12 protein-coding genes and 1 pseudogene are annotated in these 14,168 nt (G+C 58.7%); 8 read left to right on the plus strand and 5 right to left on the minus strand.

Annotated elements, in window-relative coordinates; all coding sequences use genetic code 11:
- From SB725_RS15115 to SB725_RS15125, 3 genes are all read left to right on the plus strand, one after another.
- On the plus strand, positions 1 to 495 hold the full coding sequence (locus tag SB725_RS15115) for a tripartite tricarboxylate transporter TctB family protein (protein ID WP_027923368.1): 495 nt from the start codon (positions 1 to 3) through the stop codon (positions 493 to 495).
- Between the two features lie 24 nt (positions 496 to 519).
- Positions 520 to 2,028, plus strand: coding sequence for a tripartite tricarboxylate transporter permease (locus SB725_RS15120; RefSeq protein WP_027923369.1), 1,509 nt, complete (start codon positions 520 to 522; stop codon positions 2,026 to 2,028).
- A 101-nt stretch (positions 2,029 to 2,129) separates the two neighbouring features.
- Positions 2,130 to 2,717, plus strand: coding sequence for a LysE family translocator (locus SB725_RS15125; protein WP_027923370.1), 588 nt, complete (start codon positions 2,130 to 2,132; stop codon positions 2,715 to 2,717).
- Between the two features lie 17 nt (positions 2,718 to 2,734).
- Here the strand turns inward: SB725_RS15125 and SB725_RS15130 are convergent, their stop codons facing one another.
- The 3 genes and pseudogenes from SB725_RS15130 to SB725_RS15140 form a co-directional block, all read right to left on the minus strand.
- On the minus strand, positions 2,735 to 6,382 hold the full coding sequence (locus SB725_RS15130) for a hypothetical protein (protein WP_410922075.1): 3,648 nt from the start codon (positions 6,380 to 6,382) through the stop codon (positions 2,735 to 2,737).
- Between the two features lie 176 nt (positions 6,383 to 6,558).
- Positions 6,559 to 7,392: an AraC family transcriptional regulator gene (locus tag SB725_RS15135; RefSeq protein WP_059180968.1), complete on the minus strand. Its 834-nt coding sequence runs from the start codon at positions 7,390 to 7,392 to the stop codon at positions 6,559 to 6,561.
- Positions 7,393 to 7,500: 108 nt separating this feature from the next.
- Positions 7,501 to 7,668 (minus strand): annotated as a pseudogene (locus SB725_RS15140) (VOC family protein); the annotation flags it as partial.
- Between the two features lie 254 nt (positions 7,669 to 7,922).
- Between SB725_RS15140 and SB725_RS15145 the strand changes: the two are divergent.
- From SB725_RS15145 to SB725_RS15165, 5 genes are all read left to right on the plus strand, one after another.
- Entirely contained in the window at positions 7,923 to 8,171 is a 249-nt protein-coding gene (locus tag SB725_RS15145; protein WP_027923373.1) for a hypothetical protein, read from the plus strand.
- Between the two features lie 351 nt (positions 8,172 to 8,522).
- Entirely contained in the window at positions 8,523 to 8,978 is a 456-nt protein-coding gene (locus SB725_RS15150) for a (2Fe-2S)-binding protein (RefSeq protein ID WP_027923374.1), read from the plus strand.
- 24 nt (positions 8,979 to 9,002) lie between these two features.
- Positions 9,003 to 11,171, plus strand: a complete 2,169-nt coding sequence (locus SB725_RS15155) for a xanthine dehydrogenase family protein molybdopterin-binding subunit (protein WP_059180967.1) — start codon at positions 9,003 to 9,005, stop codon at positions 11,169 to 11,171.
- Between the two features lies 1 nt (position 11,172).
- Positions 11,173 to 11,751: a hypothetical protein gene (locus SB725_RS15160; RefSeq protein ID WP_059180966.1), complete on the plus strand. Its 579-nt coding sequence runs from the start codon at positions 11,173 to 11,175 to the stop codon at positions 11,749 to 11,751.
- Positions 11,752 to 11,825: 74 nt separating this feature from the next.
- On the plus strand, positions 11,826 to 12,431 hold the full coding sequence (locus SB725_RS15165) for a GGDEF domain-containing protein (protein ID WP_027923377.1): 606 nt from the start codon (positions 11,826 to 11,828) through the stop codon (positions 12,429 to 12,431).
- Here SB725_RS15165 and SB725_RS15170 read toward each other — a convergent pair.
- Both SB725_RS15170 and SB725_RS15175 read right to left on the minus strand, forming a co-directional pair.
- A complete protein-coding gene (locus SB725_RS15170) occupies positions 12,422 to 13,699 on the minus strand; it encodes an amidase (RefSeq protein ID WP_410922078.1) in 1,278 nt (425 codons plus the stop codon). The two genes, SB725_RS15165 and SB725_RS15170, sit on opposite strands and share 10 nt — an antisense overlap.
- Positions 13,696 to 14,121, minus strand: a complete 426-nt coding sequence (locus SB725_RS15175; protein ID WP_059180964.1) for a VOC family protein — start codon at positions 14,119 to 14,121, stop codon at positions 13,696 to 13,698. Before SB725_RS15175 ends, SB725_RS15170 begins: the two co-directional genes overlap by 4 nt.
- Positions 14,122 to 14,168 lie beyond the last annotated feature (47 nt).

The raw sequence follows: 14,168 nt of genomic DNA on the forward strand, positions 1-14,168 counted from the left end.
ATGGCCGGCCCGCGCAACATTGTGCCGCCACAGTTGGCGATCGGCCTTGGCCTGATCGCCATCAGCGCCGTTCTGGCGGTCGGTGCCTTCCGGTTTCCGCCCGAGATGGGCTTCGTCATTTTGGGCGCGCATGTCTATCCCTATGGGTTGGCGGTGTTCCTTGGCGTGGTCGGTTTGCTGCTGAGTTATCAGGCCGTTACCGGTGGTTTTCGCGAGCTGGCGGATCACCATGACGAATCGGCCAAAGCGCTGCCCGGCGGCAAACGGGGTGTGGCGTGGGTGACGGCGGGACTGGTGGGGGTGGCGGTGCTGATCAACCTGATCGGTTTCGTCCTCGCCGCCGGGCTGTTGTTTGTCTGTGCCGCACGCGGGTTTGGCAGTCGCCATCCACTGCGCGACCTGGCCATCGGCATTGCCCTGACGCTGCCGATTTATTGGCTGTTCAACGCCGGGCTCGGGGTTTCCCTGCCGCCCCTTGTCAACGCCTGGATCTGATCCGGGCCACAGGAGATCAACCCGGTGGATATTCTTGCAAGTCTGGCGATGGGGTTTTCCGCCGCGCTGTCACCGATCAATCTGATGTGGGGCTTTATCGGCTGTCTGCTCGGCACGGCCATTGGCGTGTTGCCCGGCATTGGGCCGGCGCTGACCGTGGCGCTGTTGCTGCCGATCACCGCCAAGGTCGATCCGACCGGGGCGCTGATCATGTTTGCCGGTATCTATTACGGCGCGCAGTTTGGCGGTTCCACGACTTCCATTTTGCTCAACACGCCGGGGGAGTCGTCCTCCATGGTCACGGCCCTGGAAGGTAACCTGATGGCCCGCAATGGCCGGGCCGGGCCGGCACTGGCCACGGCGGCCATCGGTTCATTTGTGGCCGGGACGATTGCCACGATCCTGCTGACGCTGTTTGCCCCGGTGGTTGCCACACTGGCGCTGAAATTCGGCCCGGCGGAGTATTTCGCGATTCTGGTGCTGTCGTTCACCACCGTGTCGGCGGTCCTCGGCGCGTCGATGCTGCGCGGTTTCGCCTCGCTGGGGGTGGGCCTGGCCATTGGCTTGATCGGCCTGGATTCGACCTCGGGCATTGCCCGCTACACCCTGGGGGTGCCGGAGTTGGTGGATGGCATTGAAGTGGTGTTGGTGGCAGTGGGTCTGTTCGCAGTGGGGGAAGCGTTGTACAGCCTGTTGTATCAAAAAGAAGAAGCCGGCAACCGACACCGCTTGACCTCGTTGTGGATGACCCGCGCTGACTGGAAACGTTCGGTTCCGGCCTGGCTGCGCGGCACCCTGATCGGCTTCCCGTTCGGTTCAATTCCGGCCGGTGGCGCCGAGATTCCGACGTTTCTGTCCTATTCGGCCGAACGCAAGCTGAGCAAATACCCGAAAGAGTTCGCTGGCAGTAAAGGCGAGGGCGCGATTGAAGGCGTGGCCGGGCCTGAGGCGGCCAACAATGCCAGTGCGACCGGCTCGTTGGTACCGCTGCTGACGCTGGGCATTCCGACTTCCGCCACGGCGGCCATCCTGTTGGCCGCGTTCCAGAACTACAACCTGCAACCCGGCCCGATGCTGTTCCAGACCTCGGGCGACCTGGTCTGGACCCTCGTCGCTTCGCTGTACATCGGCAACGTCATCCTGCTGGTGCTGAACCTGCCGCTGGTGGGTTTGTGGGTCAAGCTGCTGCAGATTCCGCGACCTTACCTGAACGCTGGCATCCTGGTGTTCGCCACCATCGGTGTGTACGGCATGCGTCACTCGTCGTTCGATCTTTTGCTGATGCTCGGCATCGGCTGGGGCGGAGTGCTGATGCGGCGTTTTGATTTCCCCGTGGCGCCGGTAATCGTGGGGATGTTGCTCGGGCCGATGGCTGAAAAGCAGCTGCGTAATGCGCTGTCCATTAGCGAAGGCGACTGGACAACCTTCCTCACGCAACCCATCGCCGCATCGTTCCTCGCCCTGACGTTGCTGGTGCTGATCGTCCCGCATTTGCTCCACGCCCGAGGCATCAAGCTGCACGAGGATGATTGAACCCATACGTGTCGCAATGCTTTGGGCAGTTTTCTTCAATACGCGCAGCAGGGTGCTCAGTAACTTGAGCGCTGATTTCCCTGAATTGAAGAAGGTGCGCGATGAGTCTGTTGATTTCCATGGCAACGTTTGCACTGGTGGCGTCGATAACGCCGGGGCCGGTGAACATTGTGGCGTTGAGCTCGGGCGCGCAGTTCGGCTTTCGCGCCAGTCAACGGCACGTCGCCGGGGCTACGCTGGGGTTCGTGTTGTTGCTGGTGTTGATGGGGCTCGGGCTGCATGAGGTATTGCAGGTGTGGCCGGCGCTGACGCGGGTGGTGCAATGGGCGGGCGTGGCGTTTCTGTTGTTCATGGCCTGGAAACTGGCGGCGGACGATGGCCGACTGGATGTGAACGGGTCCGCAAAGGCGCCTTCGATGGTGTACGGCGCAATCATGCAATGGCTCAACCCGAAAGCCTGGCTGGCCTGCGTGGCAGGGATGGGCGCCTTCGTCGCGGACGGTGAGGCGCGGCTGATCTGGCAGTTTGCGGCGGTGTATCTGGTGATCTGTTATGTGTCGGTGGGCTGCTGGGTGTATGCCGGAACATTCCTGCAGGGTTATTTGAATAATCCGGCAGGAATGCGCTTGTTCAATCGGGTCATGGCGCTATTGCTGGGGGCGAGTGCCGTGTATCTGCTGGTTTCCTGACCCCCGGACAACTCGCCTCAATCGAGGCCGTGCAGCAAACTGAACTCGTTTTTTGTCAGCGCAGTGAAGCGGTTGTTTCGCAGTTGGCTGATGGCATACAGCGCGCGACCTGTGCGGCCATTGCCGTCGCCCAAACCGTGGAAACCCACGACAGTTGCCAGCAAATGTTTGTCGAAGTACTCATGGCCGGTGTCCAGCGTTTTCAGGTGCTGTTCCATTGCGGCGAAGCCACTGATGTTGCTGGCGTACTTCTTGTCATTGACGCCAATGCGCACGACGTCAGAGGTCGCGGGGGCAATCCGTGCGTGCACCTCTTTGATCACCGCCGGATCGGTCAGCGGTTTGTTGTTGCCTGCATAGTCACGCAGGACCTGAACGATGCTCTCAACGTCATTACCGGGAGAGGTCGAACCGTTGACAATCCAGGCACCGGCCCTGCGCGAATTATCCGTAAAGCCGTTCGGGTTGAACGTTGCTTCCGGCATGGCCTGGTTAAACGGCGCCTTGCCCAGATCCTGTTTCAGCACGTTTTGCTGGTAGCCCTTCATGTAATTGACGTTTTTTGCTTCGAACTGGGCATAGGTGGCCAGCGTGTCGGCATAACCTTGGGCACCCGATGCGGACCGTGCGGTGGTGTAGCCATATTGCGATTTGTCCAGGACTGCGGCGAACAGGTCATCGACCGCCGTTCGGCCTATCAATGCCTCCAGATCCTGCGCTTGCTTGAATGGGATCGCCGATTCGATGACCGCTTTATTGAACAGATGCTCAAGTTCAAGGTGGGTCGCACCCTCCGGTAATCGAATGTTCCTGTCCCCCAGTCGGGCGACAATCTGTTCGACCGTCTGAAGGCTGTCGTCCTTGAACAGCGCACGCCCATGGGCAACTGTGTCCAGCGACATGCGAAGCCGGGGCCCGACACCGGTATGGTCGACGGCCTTGATCAAGTTGTAGCTGTTGGCACCGGTTATGTAACGCAGTTGCTGTCTGGCGGCGTGTGCCGCGGAGAGGCCGCTGCCGCTTAGTTTTGTTACGCCCCGGCCGAGTAGCTTGGCGCCCCCCTTGAGCAGATGTGATGCACCGCTGACCGGATTGACCAGACTGACGGCGGTACCGGCCACAACTTTGGACGCAGACAACAGTTTCGATACCAGGGTCGAGGCTTTTGCACTGATCGCGACGACTTTGACGCCGATAATCGCGAAGGACACGACCAGCGCTGCGGCGTCGATGACACACCCCAGTATCGCGTTACGTTGTCTGGATGGAACACCTGACGACAGATCCTCAATGCACCCTTTGAACGGAACGATCAGGTTCAAAATGACGTTAAAGGCGGCATCGGAACTGGCAATGGCTTGTTCGCGCGCCGTTTCGTCAAGGCTCAACGTTTTCAAGGCGGCTTTGTTGAAGTACGGGTTCTGCCTGGCAATAAAATCGCTGATTTCATTTTTCCGCTGGGAGCGGAAGTAGCGGTTCGGCGAAGTAGTGTCGGTATTGTCAGAAGGTACATTGAACTCGCCGAGTTTGTGGAAGATAACCTGAGAGCGCTGGTCGCTACGGGGTGCCAGGTTTTTATAATACGCCTCGTCGTCTATGGGGGCCTCGTGAAAGACTCTTTTTTCTGGATAGCTTTTTTCGAAGTCAATATCGACGCCTTTTAACCAATACGCTTCAGTCAGTTGTTTGTTTACGACGCATTCCATTCTGAGTGGGAAAAGTTCATAGCCACGAATTTGCGAGTCCTTTCGTGCATAGATAATGACTCCATAAGGGCCTCTTTCGCCCAATGGGACGACGCCATCAAGTCCTCCCGGCCCCCACGAATTGACTTGGTAAATCGCTAGATACCCTTCTTCGATGAACTGCCTGTCCAGGGGGCGAAGTTGCGAAAAAGCAATGTTGATCGAGGCAGATAACGCGTGGGTCATCGTATCGATATGGTCGTCAAAGACGGGCTCGTACAGTTCGGCAACGGGAGGCATGCGGACCAGGTGAGGGAAAGACTTGTAAATACTTTCTCCTGAAATCCGGTCCCAATCCTCAGTATGAAGTTCGTCCCCCATATAAAGGTCTATCACCGATACCTTTCTTCCCGCCCCTCCACCGGTACCGCGATGTTTGACCAACAACTCCTCAGGGTCGCAGTCCGATTCCCAGGATTTCAACTCTTTCAACGCAAGTGCCTTGCGATGGGGTAATGGCTTGCCGAGTTGTTTAACGGCGCTGTTGATCATATCGATGTGCTGTTGATATTCATCCATGGCCAGGGTGACAGCATCCGTGCTCAGGTTGCCTTCGGCGTCCCGGGAGACAAGTCTGTTCATCAAGGCCCAGGTGATGACCGGATCGACCGATACCGTCGTCGACAGGTTTTTTACAGCCGGGCTCAATTCCGATATCCGGCCAAACCCGAGCAACTGCTGATACGTCATGCTTCGAGAAACGCCGGGAACAATCGATTCGGCAAAGTGCACGGCTTGGGTGAATACAACCCAGCCGGGCGTTCCAAGGCGTAGTTCGGGCGGCAGATCATGGACCAGATATTCCGGTGCCATGCCTCCCAGGATCAGCTCTGCCACCAGCGGCGAAAAGAGTTCATGCAGTTTGAATGTAGAAACCAAATGCTGTTCAAGTTGCGTGCGCACGTCGGCCGGACTGGCCAGCAAGTATCGTTTGGAATAGAGGTCGAAGCCGGCAAATGTGGTATTGGCCCGATCAGCAGCGGGGTCCAGGTCAAGCAATATCGCCGCGATGACCAGTTGCTCAATAAACGGCTCTGCGGGTTTGAGGCCCGTCTCATCGGCGAACCATCCCAAGGCATCGATGTACGCTTGCCCATTGTCGGAGGCCCACACGGCGATGTCGATCAGCCGCGCCATTCGGTAACTTTGGCTGGTGGGCAATCCATCGGAGGAACCGCTTTCGAGCCTCAGCGAATCGCCAAGCAGGGCAACCAGAGAAACTTCGCCTGCGGTTTGCTCCTCGGAGACCTGGCGAATGATTGCACGGTTTTCTTCCGTGAGATTGAACGGAGAGTCTTCCGGTGAATCCAGTAGTTGCCAATAATCTTCATACGCAGGGCTGTCTGGCAGTGTCGAGTGATTGATCAAGTCGATCAGCTCTTTGGCGCTTTCTACGGTGCCAGGCAGTGGCAAGCCGTGAATGTTTAACCACTGACTGACCGCCATTTTCTCGGTGGCGGTCACCCACCCACCGGTCAACCTGGCCATACTCGCCAACAGTTGAAGGTCTTCTTCGAACGATTCAAGACCGGCGACATAGTGAGTAATGTCTGTGCGGGCAGAGAAGTAGCCGACGGTGATAACGTCAGTTTCGATGGTGCGGCTGCTGACGTTCTCATGGGTGTAATAGAGATGACCCGACTCATTGACTTGAAAAGAACTTGTCGGGGGGATGGACCGTTCAGCGCGAATCTTTAAAAAGTCGGGGTGACGAATAAGCCTGGATAGGCATATGGCGGCAGGGCGATGCAAGTTATCCAGATGAGAGTTTGCCATGCGTGTGACCGATAAGCGGTCCCACGACCAACCGATGGTTTCCATGACGTCTGCATCACTGAGGAAGTTCGCAATAACCTCGGTAATTGATTGTTTCTCTTGTTGGTTGTTGGGGTTAAAAAGGTTGTTGTGTGAATTGCTCAAGTGAGAAGTTCCATCTTCTGGTGTTGGTTTCGGGTATGACTTGGAAGAGGAGCTTAAATAAGTGGGCGTTGCGTTGTCATTTTAGTTGTATGTCTTTGTATGACTTGTTTATGGGTTTAGTGCGGTTTTAATAGTTTCCATGCAATTAGATAATGCTCTAAGTGCAGAGTGTTTTCTTAACCGCGATACTGTCCGGGTGTCGCTGCCAGGTGCTGTTTGAAGACGCGCTGGAAATGCGCCTGATCAGCAAATCCCGCTTCCAGGGCAACATCAGCAATCAACTTGCCAATGCGCAATTGATCACGAGCGAACTGGATACGCCGGTTAACCAGAAAGGCATGGGGTGTCATGCCGTAATGTTGCTTGAAGGCGCGAATCAGGTAGGACGGCGACAGTTGAGCCGCGTCGCAAATGTCTTCGAGCTTGAGTGGGTGTGTGCAGTTGTCACGAATGTAGTCGGCAGCCCGCTCCAGCTTGAAATTGGGTTCGCGCGGCGCTTGATCGACCGGGTTGAGCCGCTGTTGTACCTCGGTAAAAAACTCTACCGCCGCGCTGTGTTTGCACAACACATCCTGCAGAGGATCAACCAGTATTTCGTACAAATCGTTGAGGCCGGCGAACAGGTTGCCGTCGCGGGTGTGGGTGATGGAAAAGCGTCTGAAGGCCGAATCCTGGCTGAAACCGAGCTGATGTTGCAGATCGGTCAGCCAAGGCGTCTCGACGTACAGCATCAGGTACGACCACGGCTGGTCGTCGATCGGATTGCAGGCATGCACATCATCAGGGTTCATCAACACCACGGTGCCGGTGCTGACCTCGAACTGCGCTTGCTCGTGAAGGTAGGTGCTGCGCCCGGCGGTGATCGCACCGATGGAAAAGTGCTCATGGGAATGCCGGGTGTAGCAGACCTCGCGGCCGTCGGCGATGGAGCGGGCTTCGATGAAGGGCAGGGCATCGTCACGCCAGAAGCGGGGGGCTTTGTCAGCGTCTTTGGCAACGGTGTGCTTCATCGTCAATGTCCTCGGCAGGCCAGCAACGGAGTGTATTAGCTCTCGCCGTCAAAGGCTCGTTGAGACTTGGTGGTGTTCGAGCTTTTCAGCATTTCCGTGCGCTGGATCGGTCAGCACCATGCCCTCGGGCATGGCGTGAATCTCTTGGCCAGCCTTGCCGTAATGGGAGGGGGCAGTGATTTTTGAGTGATCGAAGATCGAACAGTAAAACTTTGCCGCCTCTTCGGCCTGAGTGTCAAACCAAAGGCAGGGAGTCAGTTTTTGCAGGCGTTGCAGGGTGGCGCTCCTCTACGGGTTACTCATGCTGGACTATCAGCGTAGTCGGCCTGGCGCTGACGGGTCGGACCGTAGATCGCAAATCTGCCGAAGTGTCGAGTCAATATGACTTGTTTGTGGGTCATAGTGACTATTTTGTGGTTTGGTCGATATGACTCTTATGCGTTCAACGTATTGATTTTAAAGAGGGCAATATTTGGCACGGCGCTTGATACTCCCAACGTACAACTGACCCGATTCAGGAGTACGACAATATGTTCGATTTTCTCAACAACCCTCTGCGCGTTCTGTACCTGTCGAGCAAAGTGCTCGGCGCCGGCCTGGTCATGCTGTTTGCCGGGATCTATGGCGCCTACCTGTACGACGGTCATATGCCCATCGCGTTGTTGGTGGCGATGCATGCCATGACCATCATCGGCCCTACATTGCTCAAGATCGGCTACGTCATGCGCTTGCTGGCCCAATACCGGTTGTCTAAAGCCCTGATCCCTGTGGTGGCTTGAAGTGAGAAAACGCTGTTACTGGTGTGGCTGCTGGCGCGATTGGCGTGGTTGCTGCCGATACCTGCGCCCATCCTGATTGCCTGATGGGCACTTTGCATCTGGGGCGCTTGTGGCGCTGGCATGATCGAGGGATCTGGCGGGTGCCGACAGCTGCTACAGGCGAACGCAGTGTCGCGGGTTTGGCGGCGGCAAAACAGCCATCAGATTGGGGTTCAAGGTGTGACCGGTGGTCGATGAACCGGTCTCGCCCGGCATTTTGCGCTTAGCTGAAGGGATAACCCAAGGCGCGCACAGGCATTTGATTGTCATGGCGACGCCCTTCAGAACACCGTGAGTCTGAGGAAATTCGCAATGCTGACCCTCAACATCAATGGCAAGGATCAGGCGCTGGATGTCCCCGCGGACATGCCGCTGCTCTGGGTCCTGCGCGATGTCGCGCACCTTACCGGCACCAAATTCGGTTGCGGCATGGCCCAGTGTGGTGCCTGCACCGTGCACGTCGATGGTGCGCCATTACGTTCCTGCATCACGCCCGCGACCGCCGTGGCCAACGGGCAAAAAATCCTCACCATCGAAGGCCTGTCCACTGACGGTTCGCACCCGGTGCAGCAAGCCTGGGCCGAACTCGACGTGGTGCAGTGCGGTTACTGCCAGTCCGGGCAAATCATGTCCGCCGCCGCGTTACTGGCAAAAATTCCCAAGCCCACCGACAGCGACATCGATCAGGCGCTCTCCGGCAACATCTGCCGTTGTGGCACTTACCCAAGGATTCGTGCGGCGGTCAAACGCGCCGCCGAGATCGGTTGATGCCATGTGGAGGGAATCAGAACGATGAACAGTATCCTGGATGTCTCACGTCGCCGTTTTCTCAAGGGCAGTGTTTTGTTGGGGGGTGGGCTGGTGGTGGCGTTCGTCATCCCCGGCGCCCATTGTTTCGCCGTGGGCGCGGAGAATGAGGGCAACATTTTTGCACCCAATGCTTTCCTGCGCATTGGCAACGACAACAGCGTCACCGTACTGCTCGGCCATTCGGAAATGGGCCAGGGCATCTGGACCGGCCTGACCATGTTGATCGCCGAGGAGCTGGACGCCGACTGGACGACCATTCGCGTCGAGCATTCACCAGCCTCGGCCGCTGATTACGGTTTGGCCGGGTTTGGTGGCATGCAGATCACTGGCGGCTCGACGTCGACCTGGATGGAGTTTGACCGCTACCGGCAGGCCGGTGCAGCGGCGCGTTTGATGCTGATCCAAGCGGCGGCCAAGCGCTTCGACGTTGCGCCTTCGCAGATCCGTACCGAGTCGGGTGTGGTCATTGCCGGTGACAAGCGCGCCACCTACGGCGAACTGGCCGACGACGCCGGCAAGTTGCCGGTGCCGGATCCGGCCTCCATCAAATTAAAAGAGGCCAAGGACTGGAAGGTCATCGGCAAACCCACCAAGCGCCTGGACACACCGGAGAAAATCACCGGGCGGGCCACGTTCGGCATGGACGTGCAGTTCGACGGCTTGATGACCGCCATGGTCGCCCGCTCGCCGGTGTTCGGCGGCAGCGTCAAATCCTTCGAAGGCGCAGAAGCGCTGGCGGTACCGGGCGTGCATAAAGTGGTGCAGGTGCCCACGGGCGTGGCGGTAATTGCCGATCATTACTGGGCCGCGAAGCTGGGGCGCGATGCGCTGAAAGTCGACTGGGACCTGGGGCCGAACACCGGGCTCGACAGCCAGAAGCTGCTGGAGAGTTTCCGCAAACTGGCTGCCACGCCCGGTCGTTCGGCGAGCAAGGCAGGCGATGCAACGGCGGCACTGGGCAAAGCAACGAAGAAGATCGACGTTGAATACAGCGTGCCGTACCTGGCCCATGCGCCGATGGAGCCGCTCAATTGCACGGTGAAAATCTCCGAGGACAAGTGCGAAATCTGGACCGGTACGCAGTTTCAGACACTGGATCAAATGATCGCGGGCAAGATCACCGGGCTCAAACCCGAACAGGTGGAAATCCACACCGAATTCCTCGGTGGCGGCTTCGGTCGCCGGGCCAATCCGACCTCGGATTTTGTCGCCGAAGCCGTGCAGGTTGCCAAAGCGGCGGGCGCGCCGGTGAAAACCGTGTGGTCACGCGAGGACGACATTCGCGGCGGTTACTACCGCTCGATGTTCCTGCATCAGGCCAATATCGGCCTGGATGCCGGCGGTATGCCGATTGCCTGGAAACACGTGATGGTCGGGCAGTCGATCATGGACGGTACTGCGTTTGCGGCGACCATGGTCAAGGATGGGGTCGACAAGACTTCGGTGGAAGGTGTCGCCGACAGCCCTTATCTGGAAGACCTGGCCAATCACGAGGTGGAGCTGCACTCGCCGAAAACCGGTATCAGTGTGTTGTGGCTGCGCTCGGTCGGGCACAGCCACACGGCGTTCGTCATGGAATCGTTGATCGATGAGCTGGCCGAGGCGGCCGGCAAGGATCCGGTGGAATACCGACGAACCTTGCTCAAGAACCATCCAAGGCACTTGGGCGTGCTCAATCTGGCGGTTGAAAAAGCCAACTGGACCGCGCCGTTGCCGGACGGCCACGCCTTGGGCGTCGCCGTGCACGAGTCGTTCGGCAGCTACGTGGCGCACGTCGCCGAAGTGTCCCAGGACAACCTCAAAATCCGTGTGCACCGGGTGGTGTGCGCGGTGGACTGCGGGATTGCGGTCAACCCGATGAGCATCGCGGCGCAAATGGAATCCTGCATCACCTTCGGCCTCGGCTTCGCCTTGCACAGCAAACTGACCTTCAAGGACGGGGAGGTGGTGCAATCCAATTACCACGATTATCAGGTGTTGCGGCTCAACGAAATGCCGGTGGTGGAGGTGCATATCGTGCCCAGTACCGAACGGTCCGGCGGCATCGGTGAGGCCGGCGTTCCACCCACCGCACCGGCCGTCGCCAACGCAGTGTTTGCCCTGACCGGGCAGCGCTTGCGCGAGCTGCCGCTGCAACTGTCGGGGGTGTGACATGAAACGACATCTGATGTTGGGCGCGGTGCTGTTGATTGGTCTGGCGGGCTACGCCGAAGACCTGTTTGCGGACGACAAGGAAGCGATCAAGGCATTCGATACGGTGCAGAAAGTCTTTCAAAGTCCGCGTTGCCAGAACTGCCACATTCCGGGGGATTCGCCGTTGCAGTTTGATGCCGGAACCCCGCATGCCATGAACGTGGTGCGCGGGATGGACGGCAAGGGCGCGGCCGGACTGCCCTGTGCAACCTGTCACGCCGAGGCCAATCCGCCGGCCAGTTACGGGCCGCACGCGCCACCGGGCGCGCCGCACTGGAGCCTGCCGCCCGCGTCGCACAAGATGGCCTGGATCGGCCTGCCGGCGGACAAACTGTGCGCGATGATCAAGGACCGCGCCAGCAATGGCGACCGTGATTTCGCTGCACTGATCAAACACGTCAGCGACGACAAACTGGTGCTGTGGGGCTGGAATCCTGGTGAGGGCAGGGCACCGGTGCCGGTGCCGCACGACATTTTTGTCACGCAATTCAAGCTGTGGGCCGAGGCGGGTGGCCCTTGTCCGGTGCTGGGTAGCTGACCGGCGGTCCGTTAACAGGGAGTCAATGCAGGTATGGCCGACTCTAAAGACCATACCCGCCACTGGAGTGAGTCATGTTGATCCCAGGCAAACCGGTGAAAAACGGCGTTCGCGCTGATCCATTGCGTTCGCCACAACAGGAGCGTCAATTACTGCGCGACCTGGCCCACAAGGCTGAGCAAGAGCTGATGGGCGTGCAGATGGCGAGCATGGATGAGTTGACGCTGCTGCCCAACCGCCACGGTTTCACAGTATTGGCCCAACAGGGGCTGGACGCCTGCCAGCAACTGGACAAACCGACGACGCTGTTGCATTTCAAGCTCGATGAGCTCAAGCACATCAACTATCTGTATGGCCGCGCCGAGGGCGACCGTGCGCTGAAAACCTTCGCGGATGTGCTGCGAATCGCGTTTCGCGAAAGCGATGTGGTCGGCCGGCTCGGCAGCGACAAATTCGTTGCCTTGCTGCTGGGTTCAAGCATTGTGGATATCGCCGCTATCCGGGCGCGACTCGAAGAAATACTCGCTGAGCGTAACGCCACGGTGCATCGCCGTTCTGACCTGCACTTCAGTCTCGGACAGATCGAATGTGAGCAGCAGTTGCATCAGTGCGCGGAAGAACTGCTGGCTGTGGTCGATGAGGCCATGCGCGCTGGAAAATCGCTGTCAATTCAGGGTTGAGCGATACTTTGCAAGTCCGCGGCTACGTGCTCGGCGGTACGCAATAAGTGACCATCGTCTCTGAACCGTCCGATCAGCTGTAACCCGATCGGTAGACGACCTTCGACGCGATTCAAGGGAAGGTTGATCTGCGGCCAGCCAAACGCTCCCCAGAACTTGATGAAGTCTGACGGTCCGGTGCTTTCAAGGCCGACAGGCGCGACCATCCCGCAGGAGGCGCCGAGCATGGCGTCGAAGGGTTGGCAATGCTCTTCCAAAACTGGTGCAAGTCGGGCCAGACGTGCCTTGGCAGCTGACTCCTGTTCCCAGCTGGTCGCCGCCGCTCGCTCGAACATGGCCAATGTCGAAGGGCTCAATTGAGTCCGGTGCCGTTGAAATTCCTTTGCCAGCGAACGGGCGCCTTCGCAGTCATTGATCAGTTGATGGTCGTCGAACACCCCGGCAAATTCATCGGGTAGCCGGACGTCGCTCACTTGATGACCGGCGTTTCTTAGCTGATCCGCAGCCTGTTCCAGAGCTTGAGCCACTTGCCGGTCCACTTGATCCCAGCGTGATGTGCGGCAGAAACCCAATCGCAGTGGACGCCGCTCGACGTCAGGTACGACGAAACCAGGGATCAGCACTCGCGCCACCAACTGCAGATCGCGCACCGATCGACCATACCAACCCACGGTGTCGAAGCTCGGCGCCAGCGGTTTTACCCCTTCCAGCGACACCAGCCCCAGCGACGGCTTGAAGGCAAAGAGGCCGCAGTAGGACGCCGGCTTGAGCAATGAGCCAGCGGTCTGGGTGCCCAGCGCCAATGCAAAGAAACCCGCTGCCATCCCTGCAGCCGAACCCGCGCTGGAACTGCCTGGCGTGCGAGCGAGGTCATGGGGGTTGCGGGTTGGACCGGTCTGCATATAGGCAAACTCGGTGGTGTGGGTCTTGCCCATGATCAGCGCGCCGGCCTGGCGCAGCAGTGTAACGACGTGGGCATCCCGGGACGGTTGATGGCCGGTATAAATGGGTGAGTGAAATTGCGTGGGGTACTCAGCGGTGTCGAAGATGTCCTTGATGCCCACGGGCACGCCGGCCAGCAGCCCTTGACCCTTGTTCTGCGCGGCATCGGCGCGTACCTGTCGGGCGTCGAACGAGACGAAGGCCTGAATATCCGGTTCCTGCGCAAGAATGCGCTCGATCATCGATTCTGCAATGGCGAGAGGCGTCGTCTCACCGTTGATCACCGACTCGCTGAGACGCGTGGCGTCCGGGGCGAGGCGGGTCATTTGGCAAACAACTGACTGATGTCCTTGAACGCCTTGAACTCCAGCGCATTCCCGCAAGGGTCGAAGAGGAACATGGTGGCTTGTTCGCCCACCAGGCCCTGAAAGCGAATGCCCGGTTCGATCACGAACGCCGTGCCCAGCGCGGTCAGCCGCTGCGCCAGCGCTTCCCATTCATTCATGCTCAAGACCACGCCGAAATGCGGGACAGGCACGTTATGGCCGTCCACGGCATTGGTGTGCGCGGCTTCCTGAGAAGCGTTTTTCGGCGCGAGGTGAATCACCAGTTGATGGCCGAAAAAGTTGAAATCGACCCAGTGATCGCTGGAACGACCCTCTTCCAGGCCAAATACCTCACCGTAAAAATTTCGCGCGGCGGTCAGGTCATACACCGGGATCGCCAAGTGGAAAGGGGACAATTGCATCGATCAAGCCTCGGATGGTCGTTGTGTGACGCTGAGTTTAGCGCTGT

Origin of the sequence: Pseudomonas sp. SIMBA_041 (assembly GCF_046535095.1) — a bacterium.
GTDB lineage: Bacteria > Pseudomonadota > Gammaproteobacteria > Pseudomonadales > Pseudomonadaceae > Aquipseudomonas > Aquipseudomonas mucoides.